Here is a 13766-nt window from a genome sequence, read left to right on the forward strand (position 1 = left end):
CTCGCTTTTCTCCATTTGCCTGTCGGGGCAGACATAGGCGCTTGCGCTTTTCTTGATTAATGAAGGACGGTAAAGGAGATATGCATATCTTCCCCTAAATATTTATAAATAATAACGAGAAAAAAGGTATAGTGCCTATACTAATTGAAATACAATAAGGTAGACGAGTGTTCGGAGGCCTTAAATATGACAAAAAAAATTGCGGTAATCTTAGTGGTAATATTTTTCTTTACTATAATAGAAGCAGTTTTAACAACGAATAAAGAGGAAGAGCCGAAAGAGTTTATAAAGAAAGAGGAAACAGCAACAGGAGGGCAGGCAGTTGTCTCTCTCGTTTTTGAGTTAGCAGAAAAAAGGCAGGTTATAAATGTTCCATTTATCGTTGGCGAGACCGATACGGAACAATTGTACGAGCTATGGGGAGTACCTGATGAAAGCAGTAACCTCTCCAATGATATTTATGATACTTATCTAACTCGTTCCGCAACGATTGGACATCATTCGGGAACAGTTTTTGACGTTAGAACTAATTCCTCATATATACAGGAAGTTCAGTTAAAGGACATCCATTCAGTTGCAGGTGAGCCAGACATGATACGAAGCTACCAGGATGAGGGGAAAGAAGAAACTATCCTAGTTTATGAAGTAGCTCCAAATATACAATTAAAGTGGATTTTACCGAAGCCAACAGAAAGTGTTCCTAATCCCAATGTACATCATATTTCAGTATACACAGATTTAAAAGCGGCAAGCTCCCCAGTGAAAACTTCTTCAGTAGACCGAATGACCTTAGAAGAAAAAATTGGTCAAATGATTTTTGGAGGAATTGATGGAGTGGAATTATCGGAGGAAGGTAGGAGAATGGTTAGGGAGGATAAGGTTGGTGGTGTTATCCTTTTTAAAGATAACTTAGTGAATGCAAACCAAATCGTAACCTTACTGAATTCCTTAAAGGCTGAGAATCAGGAAGAAGACCCTCCACTTTTTTTAGGGGTAGATCAAGAGGGAGGACGAGTGACTAGGATTCCGGAACTTAATGATTTACCAACGAACAAACAAATTGGTCAAAAAAATAATTTAGATTTAGCAAAACAATTAGGGGTTATATTAGGTAGGCAACTAAATGCATATGGATTTAATCTAGACTTTGCTCCTGTAATGGACATAGATAGTAACCCCGACAATCCCATTATTGGCGATCGTTCTTTTGGAAGTAATCCTAAAGTGGTAAGTGAGTTTGGAATTTCAACTATGAAGGGTTTACAAAGTCAAAATGTTATCTCGGTTATTAAGCATTTCCCTGGTCATGGTGATACAGAAGTTGATTCGCATGTTGAGCTTCCGATAGTAAATAAGGATTTAAAGGAACTTGAAGCGTTAGAGTTAATTCCCTTTGAACATGCTATTAAAAGCGGAGCTGATGTTGTAATGATCGGTCATATTCTTTTGCCTAAGATAGATGAGAATATGCCTTCTTCTATCTCTAAAAAGATTATTACAGATATACTGCGTGAACGTTTACAGTATGAAGGAGTCATCATGACGGATGATATGACAATGAAGGCTATTTTAAATCATCATGAAATAGGAGAGGCAGCAGTAGAAGCTATAAAGGCTGGCAATGATATTGTATTAATCGCTCATGACTATGAAAAAGTAGAAAGAGCAATTCAAGCTATTTTAGATGCTGTCCGTAATGGAGAGATAAAAGAAGAACAGATTAATAAGAGTGTGGATCGTATTCTCCATTTAAAAGAAAAGTACCAACTAAGCAACAATCAGCTTTCTTCCATTAATATAGAAGAGATCAATAATTTAACGAATGAGTTCACTAACAATATTTTGAAATAATAAAAGCTTCCTATTTAAATAGGAAACAAAAGGTATGGAGTAGAAATCTCCATACCTTTTTATTTTTATAAGCAAATTACTATATGTGATTATCTTTAACCAAGCTTGTCTATCATATAGTGATGAGGAATAATAATTTATAGTCCGTTATTTTTTAAGTTAATCGAAAGGGAACCATTTGTTTGTAATTGGGCAAAATAAACCTCTTCTATAGATTGAATTCCTTGCTTACGTAGTTTTTTCATTAACCAATCTTCATCTAAGTTTAATTCTTTGAGATTTTTACGGACAATTTTACCATCTGATATAATTTCAGTAGGCATATAAGTCGGTAATGACACATCTGCCTTCACATCTTGCTTTGTTGCTCCTTGTTCCGCAGGCTTTTTAAAAACACTAAGCTCTCCATTTGTCTCTAATACCGCGAACTGTACGTCATCTATGGAAAAAATGGATTGCTCTCTTAGTAACATCATGACATCATCCATATTCATGCGTGCAGATTTTAAGGATTTTAAAGAAATTTTTCCATCTTTGACTATAATGGTTGGCTCATCATCTAATAGCAGACGTATTTTTGGGGAAAGCTGCGAGATATATGTCATTATGATTGTAAGTACTGCCCACCATATTAACGATATAATTCCGTCCACAAAGGGAGTTTCTTTTTGCGACGCTATTTCCGCTGCTATAGAACCAATTGTTATTCCTGTGACGTAATGGAAGAAAGTTAGTTGGCTAATTTGTTTTTTTCCCATTATTCGTGCTAAAAATAGTAAAACAGCAAAGGAAATGGTGGTTCTCCAAATCATTTCCCAAAAGTTAATATCACCCATTGTGATCGATACTCCTTTAAATAAATATACTTCCACGTATTTTGCCCTACTTCCTTCTATATATCCATTGAGGCTGAATTTTATAAAATCAAAGATTTTACGATATAATAATGAAACTAACTATTTTGATAGGGAAGTGTGCAAAATTGTCGCAAACATCGCAACTTAAACAGGGAAATCCTATTTATCCAATTATGGTAGCCATGGGAATATGCCATCTATTTAATGACACGCTACAATCTATAGTTCCAGCTATGTTCCCCATTTTAAAAGATGAAATAGGATTAACCTTTACGCAGCTAGGCTTCATTTCGTTTGCCCTTAATATGGTTGCTTCTTTACTACAGCCAGTTGTAGGCTTTATAAGCGACAAAAAGCCAATGCCTTATGCACTTCCTCTAGGGATGGTAAGTTCTTTTATTGGGGTGGTCGGGCTTGCCTTTGCAATGGATTATTGGATAATAATTATAGCGGTATTGTTTTTGGGTTTAGGCTCGGCGGTCTTTCATCCTGAAGGGTCGAGAGTTTCTTATATGGCAGCAGGTAATAAAAGAGGGCTTTCTCAGTCTATTTATCAGGTGGGAGGAAACTCCGGACAAGCATTGGCCCCTCTTATCAGTGCATTTATCCTAATTCCATTAGGGCAAAGGGGAGCTGCATTGTTTTTAATCGTGGCGGCGATTGGTATTTTTATGTTAAGCAAAATTTCAAGTTGGTACAAGGCGCAGCTGAATGAGGTCAATTTAGCAGCTAAGAAAAAAGCATTTATATCTTCGTTGCCTGTTTTAACTAAGAAACAAGTAGGCATTGCTCTTGGACTTTTAATGGTCATTATTTTTGTGCGTTCTTTTTATGTAACGAATATTACTAGCTTTTATATATTTCATCTGACCGAGAATTACAATTTTGTTACAGAGAGAGGTCAACTAATTGTTTTCCTATTTCTTGCTGTAGGAGCAGTGGGGACATTTTTTGGAGGTCCTATGGCAGACAAAATGGGTAGAAAAAAAGTGATAGTCATTTCAACTGTTGTCCCAATTCCTTTCTGTCTTATCTTACCTTATGTGCCAGTTTGGGCTATTTTATTATTGCTGACTTTAATAGGGTTTTTAATCATGCTCAGTTTTTCAGTAACTGTTGTGTATGCACAGGAACTAGTGCCAAACAAAATTGGAACGATGGCAGGTCTTACAGTTGGACTGGCATTTGGAATGGGTGCCTTAGGGTCTGTTCTTATTGGTATTCTTATGGACTACATCGGGATTTATTCTACTATGGTGGTAGTATCGCTTCTTCCCTTACTAGGAGTCGTCGCATTTGCTTTGCCAAGGGATGTCAGGTCTTAAAATGTGGTAATGTTAAAATCCTACAAAACAAAGAGACTGTAAGCCAACTTCAAAATTTTCTTCTGAGTTGGTTTACAGTCTCTTAAAACAGTTCAATATATAATATGTTATCTTGCTTTTAGTGTACAATCATCCGGTACTTGAGAAGGGTCTGTAACTAAATTATCTTGAATATGAACTTGCTGCATTTTGTTATTATGCATAAATTTGAAAATCCCGTTATCAAAATCTGTCCCTATTTCCTTGAAGAATATTCCTTCTTGGCACATATTTTTTGCGCATGTAAAGGAAACCTTGTAAGTTTCCCCGTCATTGACTAAATATGCTCTTACACCTTTTTCAAAGACGCCTTCTTCTTCGTCTTTAATAGCACGTTCAACTGATACTACATGGAAATCAACAAAAGGAATTTCTTTTAACAAGACATTCATAAACGATCCTTTAGTAATTTCTTCCCATCTGCTTTGGGCAGTTTGTCCAATGATTATTTGTGTAATATTCAGGTTATGAGCAACTTCTTTAATTACCTTAGGAGAAGGACGTTTTTCATTATCCCGAATGATAAATTCTTCCACGTCTAGTTCTTCTGCTAATGCTTTCCATTGATCTACGTAACCTGACTTTTCTGCATCGAAAGCATCGTATGGAAGTGGATCCACTGTTAATATATAAAGAGGGCAGTCCATAATACTAGCCATTTTGTGTCCTCTTCTAATAAGTCGTTCACCGTTTGGTCCATAGTATACGCAGACAAGTATACTTTCATCCATCCTACCTTTTGTGCGTTTCACGGTTGTCTACACCCCATTTATCTTAGTCTCATCTATTCTAGTGACATGTACAAAATAATGCAAATTATAAGCTATAGTAAACACTATAAGTGCAGAGAAGTGTGGTTTAGTGTATAATTTACTTAGGAAAAACAAGAATATACCTAATTTAATATCGTTAAGGAGTGAAAAAATCATTTTCTCCTTAATACTGCATAAAGAGATTGTAAGGCCTAGTCTCTTGTGTGCTGGCTTTACCCTCTATGATCAGGCTACCGAATATAAAATAGTTATTCTAGCTTAGCCATTTATATTAACGTAAAATCATGCCGAGAAAATGGCTATGATTTATACCTCTTATTCTACTGACATTCATATGAGAACCCCATATGGAATCCTATTATGCAACTAGTTACCCTAATAGTCAAGTCTCTCTTTCAAATGAAATAAATCTTTCTATATAGAATTTTCATACATATATGGAAATAGGAGGTTAACAATTGTTTTCAATTAACTTTGCTATTATATTCCCATTTATAGTAGCTGCAACTATACCCATTTTTTATAGATACTTGAAAAAAATACATATTGGCTGGCTTGTCTTGTTAGTACCAACCATTTTGTTCGTAATGCTTGCAAGTTTTATTCCCTCGATTGCAAGTGGAAAAACATACTATCACACATACAATTGGATCCCCTCGTTGGATATAAATTTCACCACTTATTTAGATGGTCTAAGTATCATATTAGGTTTGCTTATTACTGGTGTAGGTAGTTTAGTTATCATTTATTCTATTTTTTATCTTTCTAGTAAGGAATCTCTCCATAATTTTTATTGCTACTTACTGCTCTTTATGGGCGCAATGCTCGGAGTTGTGTTTTCTGATAATTTAATGGTTTTATATGTATTTTGGGAACTAACAAGTGTATCCTCGTTCCTGTTAATAGCATTCTGGAGCCACCGTAATGCATCTAGACAAGGTGCTCAAAAGGCAATGCTTATCACGGTGAGCGGTGGTATTGCAATGCTGGTAGGGTTCATAATGATTTATACGATGACTGGTACATTCAGTATTCGCGAAATTATTCCGATTGCCTTGGAGTTAACTAATCATGATTTATTTGTACCAGCATTAATTTTGGTCCTATTAGGTGCTTTTACAAAATCTGCACAGTTTCCTTTCCATATTTGGTTACCGGATGCTATGGAAGCACCGACCCCGGTCAGCGCGTATCTACATTCCGCAACAATGGTTAAGGCAGGTATATACTTGGTAGCTCGCTTTACACCAATTTTCGGCATGGATCAAACGTGGTTTTGGACAGTAAGTACGGTTGGTATGATCACTATGTTCTGGGGATCATTCAATGCAGTAAAGCAAACCGATTTAAAGGCACTACTAGCCTTCTCTACAGTTAGTCAGCTCGGCTTAATTATGAGTCTGTTAGGTCTTGGTTCTATTGCTTTACAATACGGCTATTCTGAGGAGTCTGTCGTCTATACGCAGGCCACGTTTGCTGCACTATTTCATATGATTAACCATTCTACTTTTAAGGGTGCGCTGTTCATGGTCGTTGGTATACTTGACCATGAGCTCGGGACACGTGATATCCGTCGATTAGGCGGACTAATGACCTTTATGCCAATTACCTTTACAGTTGCTACAATCGGAAGTCTATCAATGGCAGGACTGCCGCCTTTTAATGGCTTTTTAAGTAAAGAAATGTTCTTTACAGCTACCATTTCTATAATGGAAGCAGATGTTTTTTCCTTGCAGTCATGGGGAGTGATATTTCCGGTAATTGCATGGGTAGGTAGTGTGCTGACTTTTGTATATTGTATGGTTTTCATCTTTAAAACTTTCTTAGGTAAAGCACAGCCTGAAAAATTGGATAAACCAATTCATGAAGCACCGATCGGTATGCTTATTTCACCAATCATCCTTACTATTTTAGTAGTCGGTATATTTTTCTTCCCCAATATAGTTGGAAATTATTTATTGAAACCAGCAATGGCCAGTATTTATCCAACCTTTGGAGATCCTGAGAAGCTAACGCCTTCCATCTATGCTTGGCATGGTTTTAATACTGAGTTAAAGATGACATTAGCAGTTATAGTAGTAGGTTTTCTTCTTTTTAAAGTTTTAAGATATTGGAGACCAATTTATAGCATACTACCACAGAAATACTCCTTTAATGCTCTGTATATGAATTTTTTAAGCTTCTCAGAGAAGCAATCTACCATTGCGACAAAAAGTTATATGACTGGCTATTTAAGAGATTACCTAGCATACATTTATATTTTCTTTATCGCAACAGTTGGTGGGTACTTAATTATGTCGGGTGCTTTTTCACTTGATACAACACCAAGTGCAAAGTTTAGGACATACGAGATTATTTTAGTAATAATTATGGTTATTGCTAGCTTAGCCATGTTAATTGCAAAATCTAGAATTACTGCAACTTTATTAAATGGAGTTTTAGGCTATACCGTAGCTATTTTCTTCGTAATATTTAGAGCTCCAGATCTAGCATTAACACAATTGGTAGTAGAATCCGTTACAACTGCACTTTTCCTTTTGGCATTTTCACATTTGCCTGATTGGCAAAAAGAAAAAGTATCATCAAAAACTAAGAATATGAATGCCATTATATCAATTGGAGTAGGGCTAGTAGTAGTTTTAGTGGGATTGTCAGTGTTGAACTACGATCAGTTTGAACGGATTTCTTATCTATTTGAAGATGCATATAACTTAGCGGGAGGAGCTAATATTGTAAACGCGATATTAGGCGATTTCCGTGGGTTCGATACGATGCTAGAAGTAGTTGTTCTTTTTATAGCAGGCTTAGGTATATATACCATGATTAAGCTTAGAGCGAAAAAGGAGGACACTGACAGTGAAAATCAATGATGTTATTCTTCGTAATGTTGCTAAAATAGGTGTTTTTATCATTTTAACCTTTGGAGTTTATTTATTTCTTTCAGGTCATAATACACCAGGGGGAGGCTTCATCGGAGGACTGGTTTTAGCTTCTGCCTTCGTCCTTCTTTACTTATCAAATGGTATAGAAAAGGTTCAAAAAAGTCTTCCCTTAGACTTTAAGCTGGTAGCTGCGGTAGGTGTGTTATTAGCTACCGGGACAGGTTTAGGTTCCTTGTTATTTGGAGTTCCATTTATGTCCCAAACGTTTGCTTATTTTGACTTGCCGATCTTCGGTAAAACGGAGCTAACAACTGTCACGATTTTTGAAGCAGGAGTTGCCTTAACGGTAGTTGGGGTGCTCGTTACAATAATTTTAAGCATAAGTGAGGATGATAGCTAATGGAAACAATTATGGTTATATTAATCGGTATTTTAGTTGCCGTTGCTACTTATCTAATCTTATCTCGTAATATAATTCGAGTAATTTTAGGGACTGCAGTATTATCTCATGCAGCTCATTTACTTATATTGACTATGGGTGATTTAAAAAGAGGGAACGTGCCCTTGTTAAAGGAAGCAAACGCACCTTATACGGATGCGCTGCCACAAGCCTTGATATTAACTGCTATTGTAATTAGTTTTGCAGTAACAGCTTTTATACTTGTTCTTGCATACCGAGCGTATCAGGACATTGGCACAGATGACCTGGATGCATTGAGAGGAACAAATGATGAATAATATTATTGTCTTACCTTTAATCATTCCTATTATGATAGGAGTTTTATTAGTATTTTTTAATCGTCAAGTTAAATTGCAACGTATCATTACTTTAGTGACCTTGCTTTCGATTACAGGAATTAGTATATATACTTTAAATACCATACAAAAAGAAGGAATTCTTCGATTAGACTTTGGCGGCTGGGAGCCTCCATTTGGAATTCTATTTGTGGCAGATTCCTTTTCCATGTTACTAGTGTTGACGGCAAGTATTGTAACTACACTTTGTATGATGTATGCCTTTTCTTCTATTGGAGAAAGACACGAGAAGATGTACTTTTATCCGTTTGTGTTGTTTCTGTTAGCTGGGGTAAACGGCTCATTTTTGACAGGTGATATGTTTAACCTATTTGTCTGTTTTGAAGTTACACTATTGGCATCCTATGTATTAATAACCTTAGGGGGCACAAAACGCCAGCTAAGAGAATCTATTAAATATGTAGTGATTAATGTGGTTGCTTCCTGGTTCTTTTTATTGGCACTTGCTTATCTATATGGTTCTCTTGGCACGCTTAATATGGCCCATCTATCAGAGAGGGTAGCTGAAACAGGACAAGATCCCTTATTAACAACTATAGGTATACTGTTTCTAGTTGTTTTTAGCGTAAAAGCGGGACTATTACTATTCTTTTGGTTACCAGGTTCGTATAGTGCGCCACCAATGGCAATAGCTGCTTTATTTGGTGCTCTTCTAACAAAGGTTGGTATCTATGCCTTGTTCCGTACTTTTACGATCATTTTCTATCATGATCCTTTTATAACGCACACGCTGCTCGGTATTATGGCTGGTATTACGCTCATAGTTGGATGTATGGGAGCAATTGCCTACAAAGATATGCGCTTGATAGCCTCTTATAATGTTGTAATTGCTGTTGGGTTCATGCTTGTTGGTTTAGCAATAGGAACTACTGTGGCTATTGAAGGTTCTATATATTATATCGTGCACGACATGATTGCTAAGGCAATGCTATTTTTATTAGTGGGTACAATGATTTCTTTAACAGGTAAAACAAGAATTAATGAAATAAGCGGTTTGATTAAAAACTATCCATTACTTGGTTGGATGTTCTTCATTGTGACTTGTTCCTTAGCAGGAATTCCGCCACTTAGCGGTTTTGTAGGAAAAATATTAGTAGGTCAAGGGGCAATTGAGTCAGGGGCATATATATTATTAGCCTTAGCATTTCTCTCGAGCATAGTAGTTCTGTATTCGTTGCTTCGCATATTTTTAAATTCCATATTCGGTGAAACTATTATCAGTCTAGAAGATGAAACACCCTTGAAGTTTGGCATGATTTTTCCAATATTCTTACTAGGTATTGGAACGCTTGCACTCGGTCTGGGAGCAGAGGTGGTATCGGTGTATGTTAGTGATGCAGCAAATACGCTGACCAATCCTTCCATATATATTGATGCCATTCTAGGCAGAGAAGAGTAATGGGAGGGGTGATATATAATGCCAGCACAGTTTCTACTTAATTTATTCATAGCATTTTTGTGGACATTACTAATGGACACAGAGGAGTTACAATTACAAACCTTTGTAAGCGGATTTTTCGTTGGTATTGGAATTGTGTTCCTCATGCACCGATTTTTTGGAACACAATTTTATCTGAAGCGTCTATTTTCAATTTTAAAGTTGATTTTTATCTTTAACAGGGAATTGGCTACATCTAGTATTGTGATTAGTAAACAGATACTTAGTCCTAAGCTTAAGATTAAGCCAGGGATCTTTACGTATAAGACTAAGTTATCTAGTGAATGGGAGATTACGACGCTTGCACTATTACTTACTTTAACTCCGGGGTCGGTCGTAATGGAGGTAAATCCAGAAGGAGATACTTTTTATATTCATGCGATGGATATGGAAACCTCAAAAGCAGATGTTTTACGATCATTAAAGAAATTTGAAAAAGCAATTATGGAGGTGACCCGTTAAATGGTAGAGAAAATACTAGTATTATCACTTTCGTTATTTGCAGTTTCCATAGGAATAGCACTTTTTCGAATTATAAAGGGTCCTTCCATGCCAGATAGAGCCGTAGCTTTAGATATGATTGGGGTAAACTTGATATCTATAATTGCTATAGTATCGATTGTACTTAAGACAAAGGCCTTTCTAGAGGCAATTCTTATATTAGGAATATTAGCATTTATAAGTACGATTGCTATTTCTCGATATATTGAGAGGGGTGTTATCATTGAGCGTAAGTCAGACAGTTGAGTTGCTTGCAGCACTGATCGTTCTTTTAGGAAGTATAATGAGTGTTATTAGTGCGATAGGAATTATTAGGCTTCCAGATGTTTACACCCGCTCACATGCTGCTACAAAAAGCTCTACAGTTGCAGTATTACTAACTCTTTCGGGAGCATTTGTATATTTTTGGGTTCATGACGGCTTTGTCAGTATTAGATTAATATTAGGTATTTTATTTGTGTTTTTAACTGCTCCTGTTGCAGGGCATCTATTGACGAGGGCTGCATATAGAACAAATGTAGAATTGGCTGAAAACTCTTCTGATAATTCTTTAACAGAAATTTTATTTGAAGAAGAAGATGAAAACGCTAAAAATAGTTAGCTGATGAAGTTATTTTATTGGCTAACTCTTTTTTGTTTAAATTAAACAATTATTCTATAAGTTTTTATAATATATTGCATTCTGCATAAATACATAGTATTATCATGATTATTATTAACATTTAAGTGATGATGAAAGATCATTTAACACATTTTTTCATTACAATATGACAATATAGAAGAAATGAGTATTTCTTAAATCACAGGAGGCAATTCATTTGGACAATAAATTATCCTTTTCAAGTTATTTAGTTATTGGAATAATGTTATTTGCTTTATTTTTTGGAGCAGGTAATTTAATATTTCCAGCGAGCCTTGGACAAAATGCTGGAACAAGCTTATGGGTTGCTATAATAGGATTTTTAATAACTGGTATTGGACTCCCATTTTTAGGGACATTAGCAATGGGCTTCTCTGGAAGTAAAAATTTGCAGGAACTGTCTAGTCGAGTACACCCTATTTTTGCAATTGTTTTTACTTCTTTACTTTATTTAACAATCGGTCCTTTTTTCGCATTGCCTAGAACTGGTGCTGTTTCTTATGAAATTGGAATCATGCCCTTTGTAAATTCTGAATATACACAAATCGGTTTGTTCGTGTTTACAGTTATTTTCTTTGGTCTTACATTATGGCTTTCCTTGAATCCATCGAAGATTGTAGATAATGTGGGGAAATACCTTTCTCCAGGAATACTAATAGGGCTACTAATCTTATTGGTCTTTGTTATATTCAAGCCTATGGGAGATTTTAGTGCACCGCAGGGAAGCTACGTTGATAATGCCTTTATGACAGGTTTTACAGAAGGGTATAATACAATGGATGCTTTGGCTTCCCTAGTCTTCGGTATTATTGTCATTAATGCAGTGCGTGCAATGGGTGTCACCTCTAAAAAAGGTATTTTAGCAGCAACGGCTAAGTCTGGTGCCATTGCAATTTTCTTCTTAGGAATAATTTATGCTGGTATTGGATATCTCGGAGCTACGTCTGTTGATATGTTTGGGATAATGGATACTGGAGGTCCTGTTTTAAGTGCAGCTTCCGAGCATTATTTTGGTTCCTTTGGAGCTATTCTATTAGCCATTGTAATCATCTTAGCTTGTTTAACAACGAGCATTGGCTTAACCACTGCTTGTGCTGAGTATTTCCATACATTGATACCTGCTGTAAGCTATAAAGTATTTGTAATTGTTTTTAGTGTATTTACATGTGTTATCGCTAACTTTGGCTTAGCGAATATTATTACATACTCTGTACCAGTGCTAATGCTTTTATATCCGTTGGCTATTGTTTTAATATTGCTAGCTTTTTTATCACCATTGTTCTATCATTCAAGGCTAGTATACGTAGTAGTGATGTTCTTTACTTTCCTAATCAGTATTGTAGATGGATTGAAAGCGCTATGTGAATCTTTAGAAATAGAGTATTTTGGATGGTTACAATCCATTATAAACTTGTATGACAATATATTACCATTTTACGGTGTAGGACTTGGCTGGGTCATTCCTTTCATTGTCATCACTGTTATAACATCTCTTATTGCTAGGGTAATTAGATAATATTAAATTTGATAGGCTGGGGCATAACTAGTCCATAAATTAAAAGACGCGAAATCAGCAATTTGATTTCACGTCTTTATTTTTTTGTCTATGTTAAAGGTTAGGGTTGATTTAGGATGCTTTCTAAATCGGATAGTAGTATTGATTTCCGCGCCAGCCGGACGCTTTTTCGTGGGGTGAGCGTTAAGCCATCACCCGTCGCTTACGCGCGCGGTTGTGATGTCTTAACTGTCTCACTCATCCCACAGGAGTCGCCGTCTGGCGCTCCAATCAATAAATGGAGTAGGGCTGTATTTCAATAAATTCTATTTATAAATTACTCGCATAAATAATACCGGAAAACTGACTCCAACCACACGCAATAATCTAATTATGTTCTAACTAGCCATTTAAATTGTACAGTCAGTATAAAAACGTAATGTCTATCCAAAATCAACCAATAACTTTAACAAAGCTATTTTTTTAAGGTAACTAAAATTCTTCTATCGTATAAATCCAGTTAGCGCGCATTACTTCTGTAAGCTTTGAAACTTCCTTGTCTTTAAACAACTGAATTAATTCTTGATGTTGTTCGATTGATTGCTCTCTTAAATTAATTTTTTCGTAATAATAAAGTCTTCTTACATGAGCCTGGAGCATTTCTACCATAGAGAATATGTATGGATTATTCGCACGATCCACAATCAGCTGATGGAATTCTTCATCAATTTTTAGTGCTTTAGTAAATTCTTTAGCTTGCAGCGCCGTTGCGAATTCTTTATTTTTTTCTTCGAGCATATTTAAAATTTCTTCGTCCATATTAGGAGTTGCAAGTTCAGCTGCGAGCGCTTGTAATGCTGCTAAAGGAGGGAGTAAATTATAAATGTCCTCCGGTTCCACAGGAGTAACCTGTGTTGCTCTTCCTGGTTGCATGGATACAAAGCCCTGGGATTCCAATAGCTGAAGTGATTCTCTTATTGGTGTACGACTAACACCTAAAGCTTGTGCTAGCTCTATATCGTTTAGCTTCTCATCTGGTTGAAGAGTACCATCGATAATCCATTGTTGTAGCTGATTGAACGCATGTAGCTTAGCGGTAGTACGTACTGGTTTGGTATGGTCAATTGGTATAGGCATAAAACAACCTCC

The 13766-nt window shown here is 36.1% G+C and carries 13 protein-coding genes; 10 read left to right on the top strand and 3 right to left on the bottom strand.

Translation table 11 applies throughout. The annotated features are described in order from the left end of the window. Nucleotides 1-186 precede the first annotated feature (186 nt). On the top strand, nucleotides 187-1851 hold the full coding sequence (gene nagZ, locus Q0371_RS10160) for a beta-N-acetylhexosaminidase (RefSeq protein WP_298470823.1): 1665 nt from the start codon (nucleotides 187-189) through the stop codon (nucleotides 1849-1851). 137 nt (nucleotides 1852-1988) lie between these two features. On the opposite strand, the gene Q0371_RS10165 is transcribed toward nagZ, so the two are convergent. Continuing rightward, nucleotides 1989-2687 carry a DUF421 domain-containing protein gene (locus Q0371_RS10165; RefSeq protein WP_298470825.1) on the bottom strand — a complete coding sequence of 233 codons (699 nt, stop codon included), beginning with the start codon at nucleotides 2685-2687 and terminating at the stop codon, nucleotides 1989-1991. A 194-nt stretch (nucleotides 2688-2881) separates the two neighbouring features. Between Q0371_RS10165 and Q0371_RS10170 the strand changes: the two genes are divergently transcribed. Then, the gene (locus Q0371_RS10170) at nucleotides 2882-4033 is read left to right on the top strand and encodes an MFS transporter (protein WP_298470869.1); all 1152 of its coding nucleotides are present in this window, start codon (nucleotides 2882-2884) and stop codon (nucleotides 4031-4033) included. A gap of 107 nt (nucleotides 4034-4140) precedes the next feature. On the opposite strand, the gene Q0371_RS10175 is transcribed toward Q0371_RS10170, so the two are convergent. Continuing rightward, entirely contained in the window at nucleotides 4141-4824 is a 684-nt protein-coding gene (locus Q0371_RS10175; protein ID WP_169358450.1) for a histidine kinase, read from the bottom strand. A 479-nt stretch (nucleotides 4825-5303) separates the two neighbouring features. Here Q0371_RS10175 and Q0371_RS10180 point away from each other — a divergent pair, with 479 nt between their 5' ends. The 8 genes from Q0371_RS10180 to brnQ all read left to right on the top strand — a co-directional run bounded on the left by Q0371_RS10180 (nucleotide 5304) and on the right by brnQ (nucleotide 12638). Then, nucleotides 5304-7715, top strand: coding sequence for a Na+/H+ antiporter subunit A (locus Q0371_RS10180; RefSeq protein WP_298470827.1), 2412 nt, complete (start codon nucleotides 5304-5306; stop codon nucleotides 7713-7715). Next, nucleotides 7702-8127, top strand: coding sequence for a Na(+)/H(+) antiporter subunit B (locus Q0371_RS10185; protein WP_251553285.1), 426 nt, complete (start codon nucleotides 7702-7704; stop codon nucleotides 8125-8127). Before Q0371_RS10180 ends, Q0371_RS10185 begins: the two co-directional genes overlap by 14 nt. Continuing rightward, complete coding sequence (locus Q0371_RS10190; protein WP_251553286.1) at nucleotides 8127-8465, top strand: Na(+)/H(+) antiporter subunit C; 339 nt, start codon at nucleotides 8127-8129, stop codon at nucleotides 8463-8465. The genes Q0371_RS10185 and Q0371_RS10190 overlap by 1 nt, the downstream gene beginning before the upstream one ends. Next, nucleotides 8458-9942 (top strand): Na+/H+ antiporter subunit D, encoded by a 1485-nt coding sequence (locus tag Q0371_RS10195; RefSeq protein WP_298470871.1) that lies wholly within the window; start codon nucleotides 8458-8460, stop codon nucleotides 9940-9942. Before Q0371_RS10190 ends, Q0371_RS10195 begins: the two co-directional genes overlap by 8 nt. Nucleotides 9943-9960: 18 nt before the next feature. After that, nucleotides 9961-10443 (top strand): Na+/H+ antiporter subunit E, encoded by a 483-nt coding sequence (locus tag Q0371_RS10200; RefSeq protein ID WP_251553288.1) that lies wholly within the window; start codon nucleotides 9961-9963, stop codon nucleotides 10441-10443. Then, nucleotides 10444-10728 carry a Na(+)/H(+) antiporter subunit F1 gene (locus Q0371_RS10205; RefSeq protein ID WP_169358455.1) on the top strand — a complete coding sequence of 95 codons (285 nt, stop codon included), beginning with the start codon at nucleotides 10444-10446 and terminating at the stop codon, nucleotides 10726-10728. Further along, a complete protein-coding gene (locus tag Q0371_RS10210; protein WP_169358456.1) occupies nucleotides 10706-11083 on the top strand; it encodes a Na+/H+ antiporter subunit G in 378 nt (125 codons plus the stop codon). The genes Q0371_RS10205 and Q0371_RS10210 overlap by 23 nt, the downstream gene beginning before the upstream one ends. A gap of 217 nt (nucleotides 11084-11300) precedes the next feature. Beyond that, on the top strand, nucleotides 11301-12638 hold the full coding sequence (gene brnQ, locus Q0371_RS10215; protein WP_298470831.1) for a branched-chain amino acid transport system II carrier protein: 1338 nt from the start codon (nucleotides 11301-11303) through the stop codon (nucleotides 12636-12638). 471 nt (nucleotides 12639-13109) lie between these two features. Here brnQ and Q0371_RS10220 read toward each other — a convergent pair whose 3' ends face one another. After that, nucleotides 13110-13754, bottom strand: a complete 645-nt coding sequence (locus Q0371_RS10220; RefSeq protein WP_298470833.1) for a GntR family transcriptional regulator — start codon at nucleotides 13752-13754, stop codon at nucleotides 13110-13112. Between the last annotated feature and the right edge of the window lie 12 nt (nucleotides 13755-13766).

This window comes from uncultured Psychrobacillus sp., from assembly GCF_938022135.1.
Classification (GTDB): Bacteria; Bacillota; Bacilli; order Bacillales_A; family Planococcaceae; genus Psychrobacillus.

Coding starts and splice junctions, on each gene's coding strand:
- Q0371_RS10205 (WP_169358455.1), top strand. CDS start 10,444: ATGGTAGAGAAAATACTAGTATTATCACTTTCGTTATTTGCAGTTTCC.
- Q0371_RS10190 (WP_251553286.1), top strand. CDS start 8,127: ATGGAAACAATTATGGTTATATTAATCGGTATTTTAGTTGCCGTTGCT.
- Q0371_RS10220 (WP_298470833.1), bottom strand. CDS start 13,754: ATGCCTATACCAATTGACCATACCAAACCAGTACGTACTACCGCTAAG.
- Q0371_RS10200 (WP_251553288.1), top strand. CDS start 9,961: ATGCCAGCACAGTTTCTACTTAATTTATTCATAGCATTTTTGTGGACA.
- nagZ (WP_298470823.1), top strand. CDS start 187: ATGACAAAAAAAATTGCGGTAATCTTAGTGGTAATATTTTTCTTTACT.
- Q0371_RS10195 (WP_298470871.1), top strand. CDS start 8,458: ATGAATAATATTATTGTCTTACCTTTAATCATTCCTATTATGATAGGA.
- Q0371_RS10165 (WP_298470825.1), bottom strand. CDS start 2,687: ATGGGTGATATTAACTTTTGGGAAATGATTTGGAGAACCACCATTTCC.
- Q0371_RS10170 (WP_298470869.1), top strand. CDS start 2,882: ATGGTAGCCATGGGAATATGCCATCTATTTAATGACACGCTACAATCT.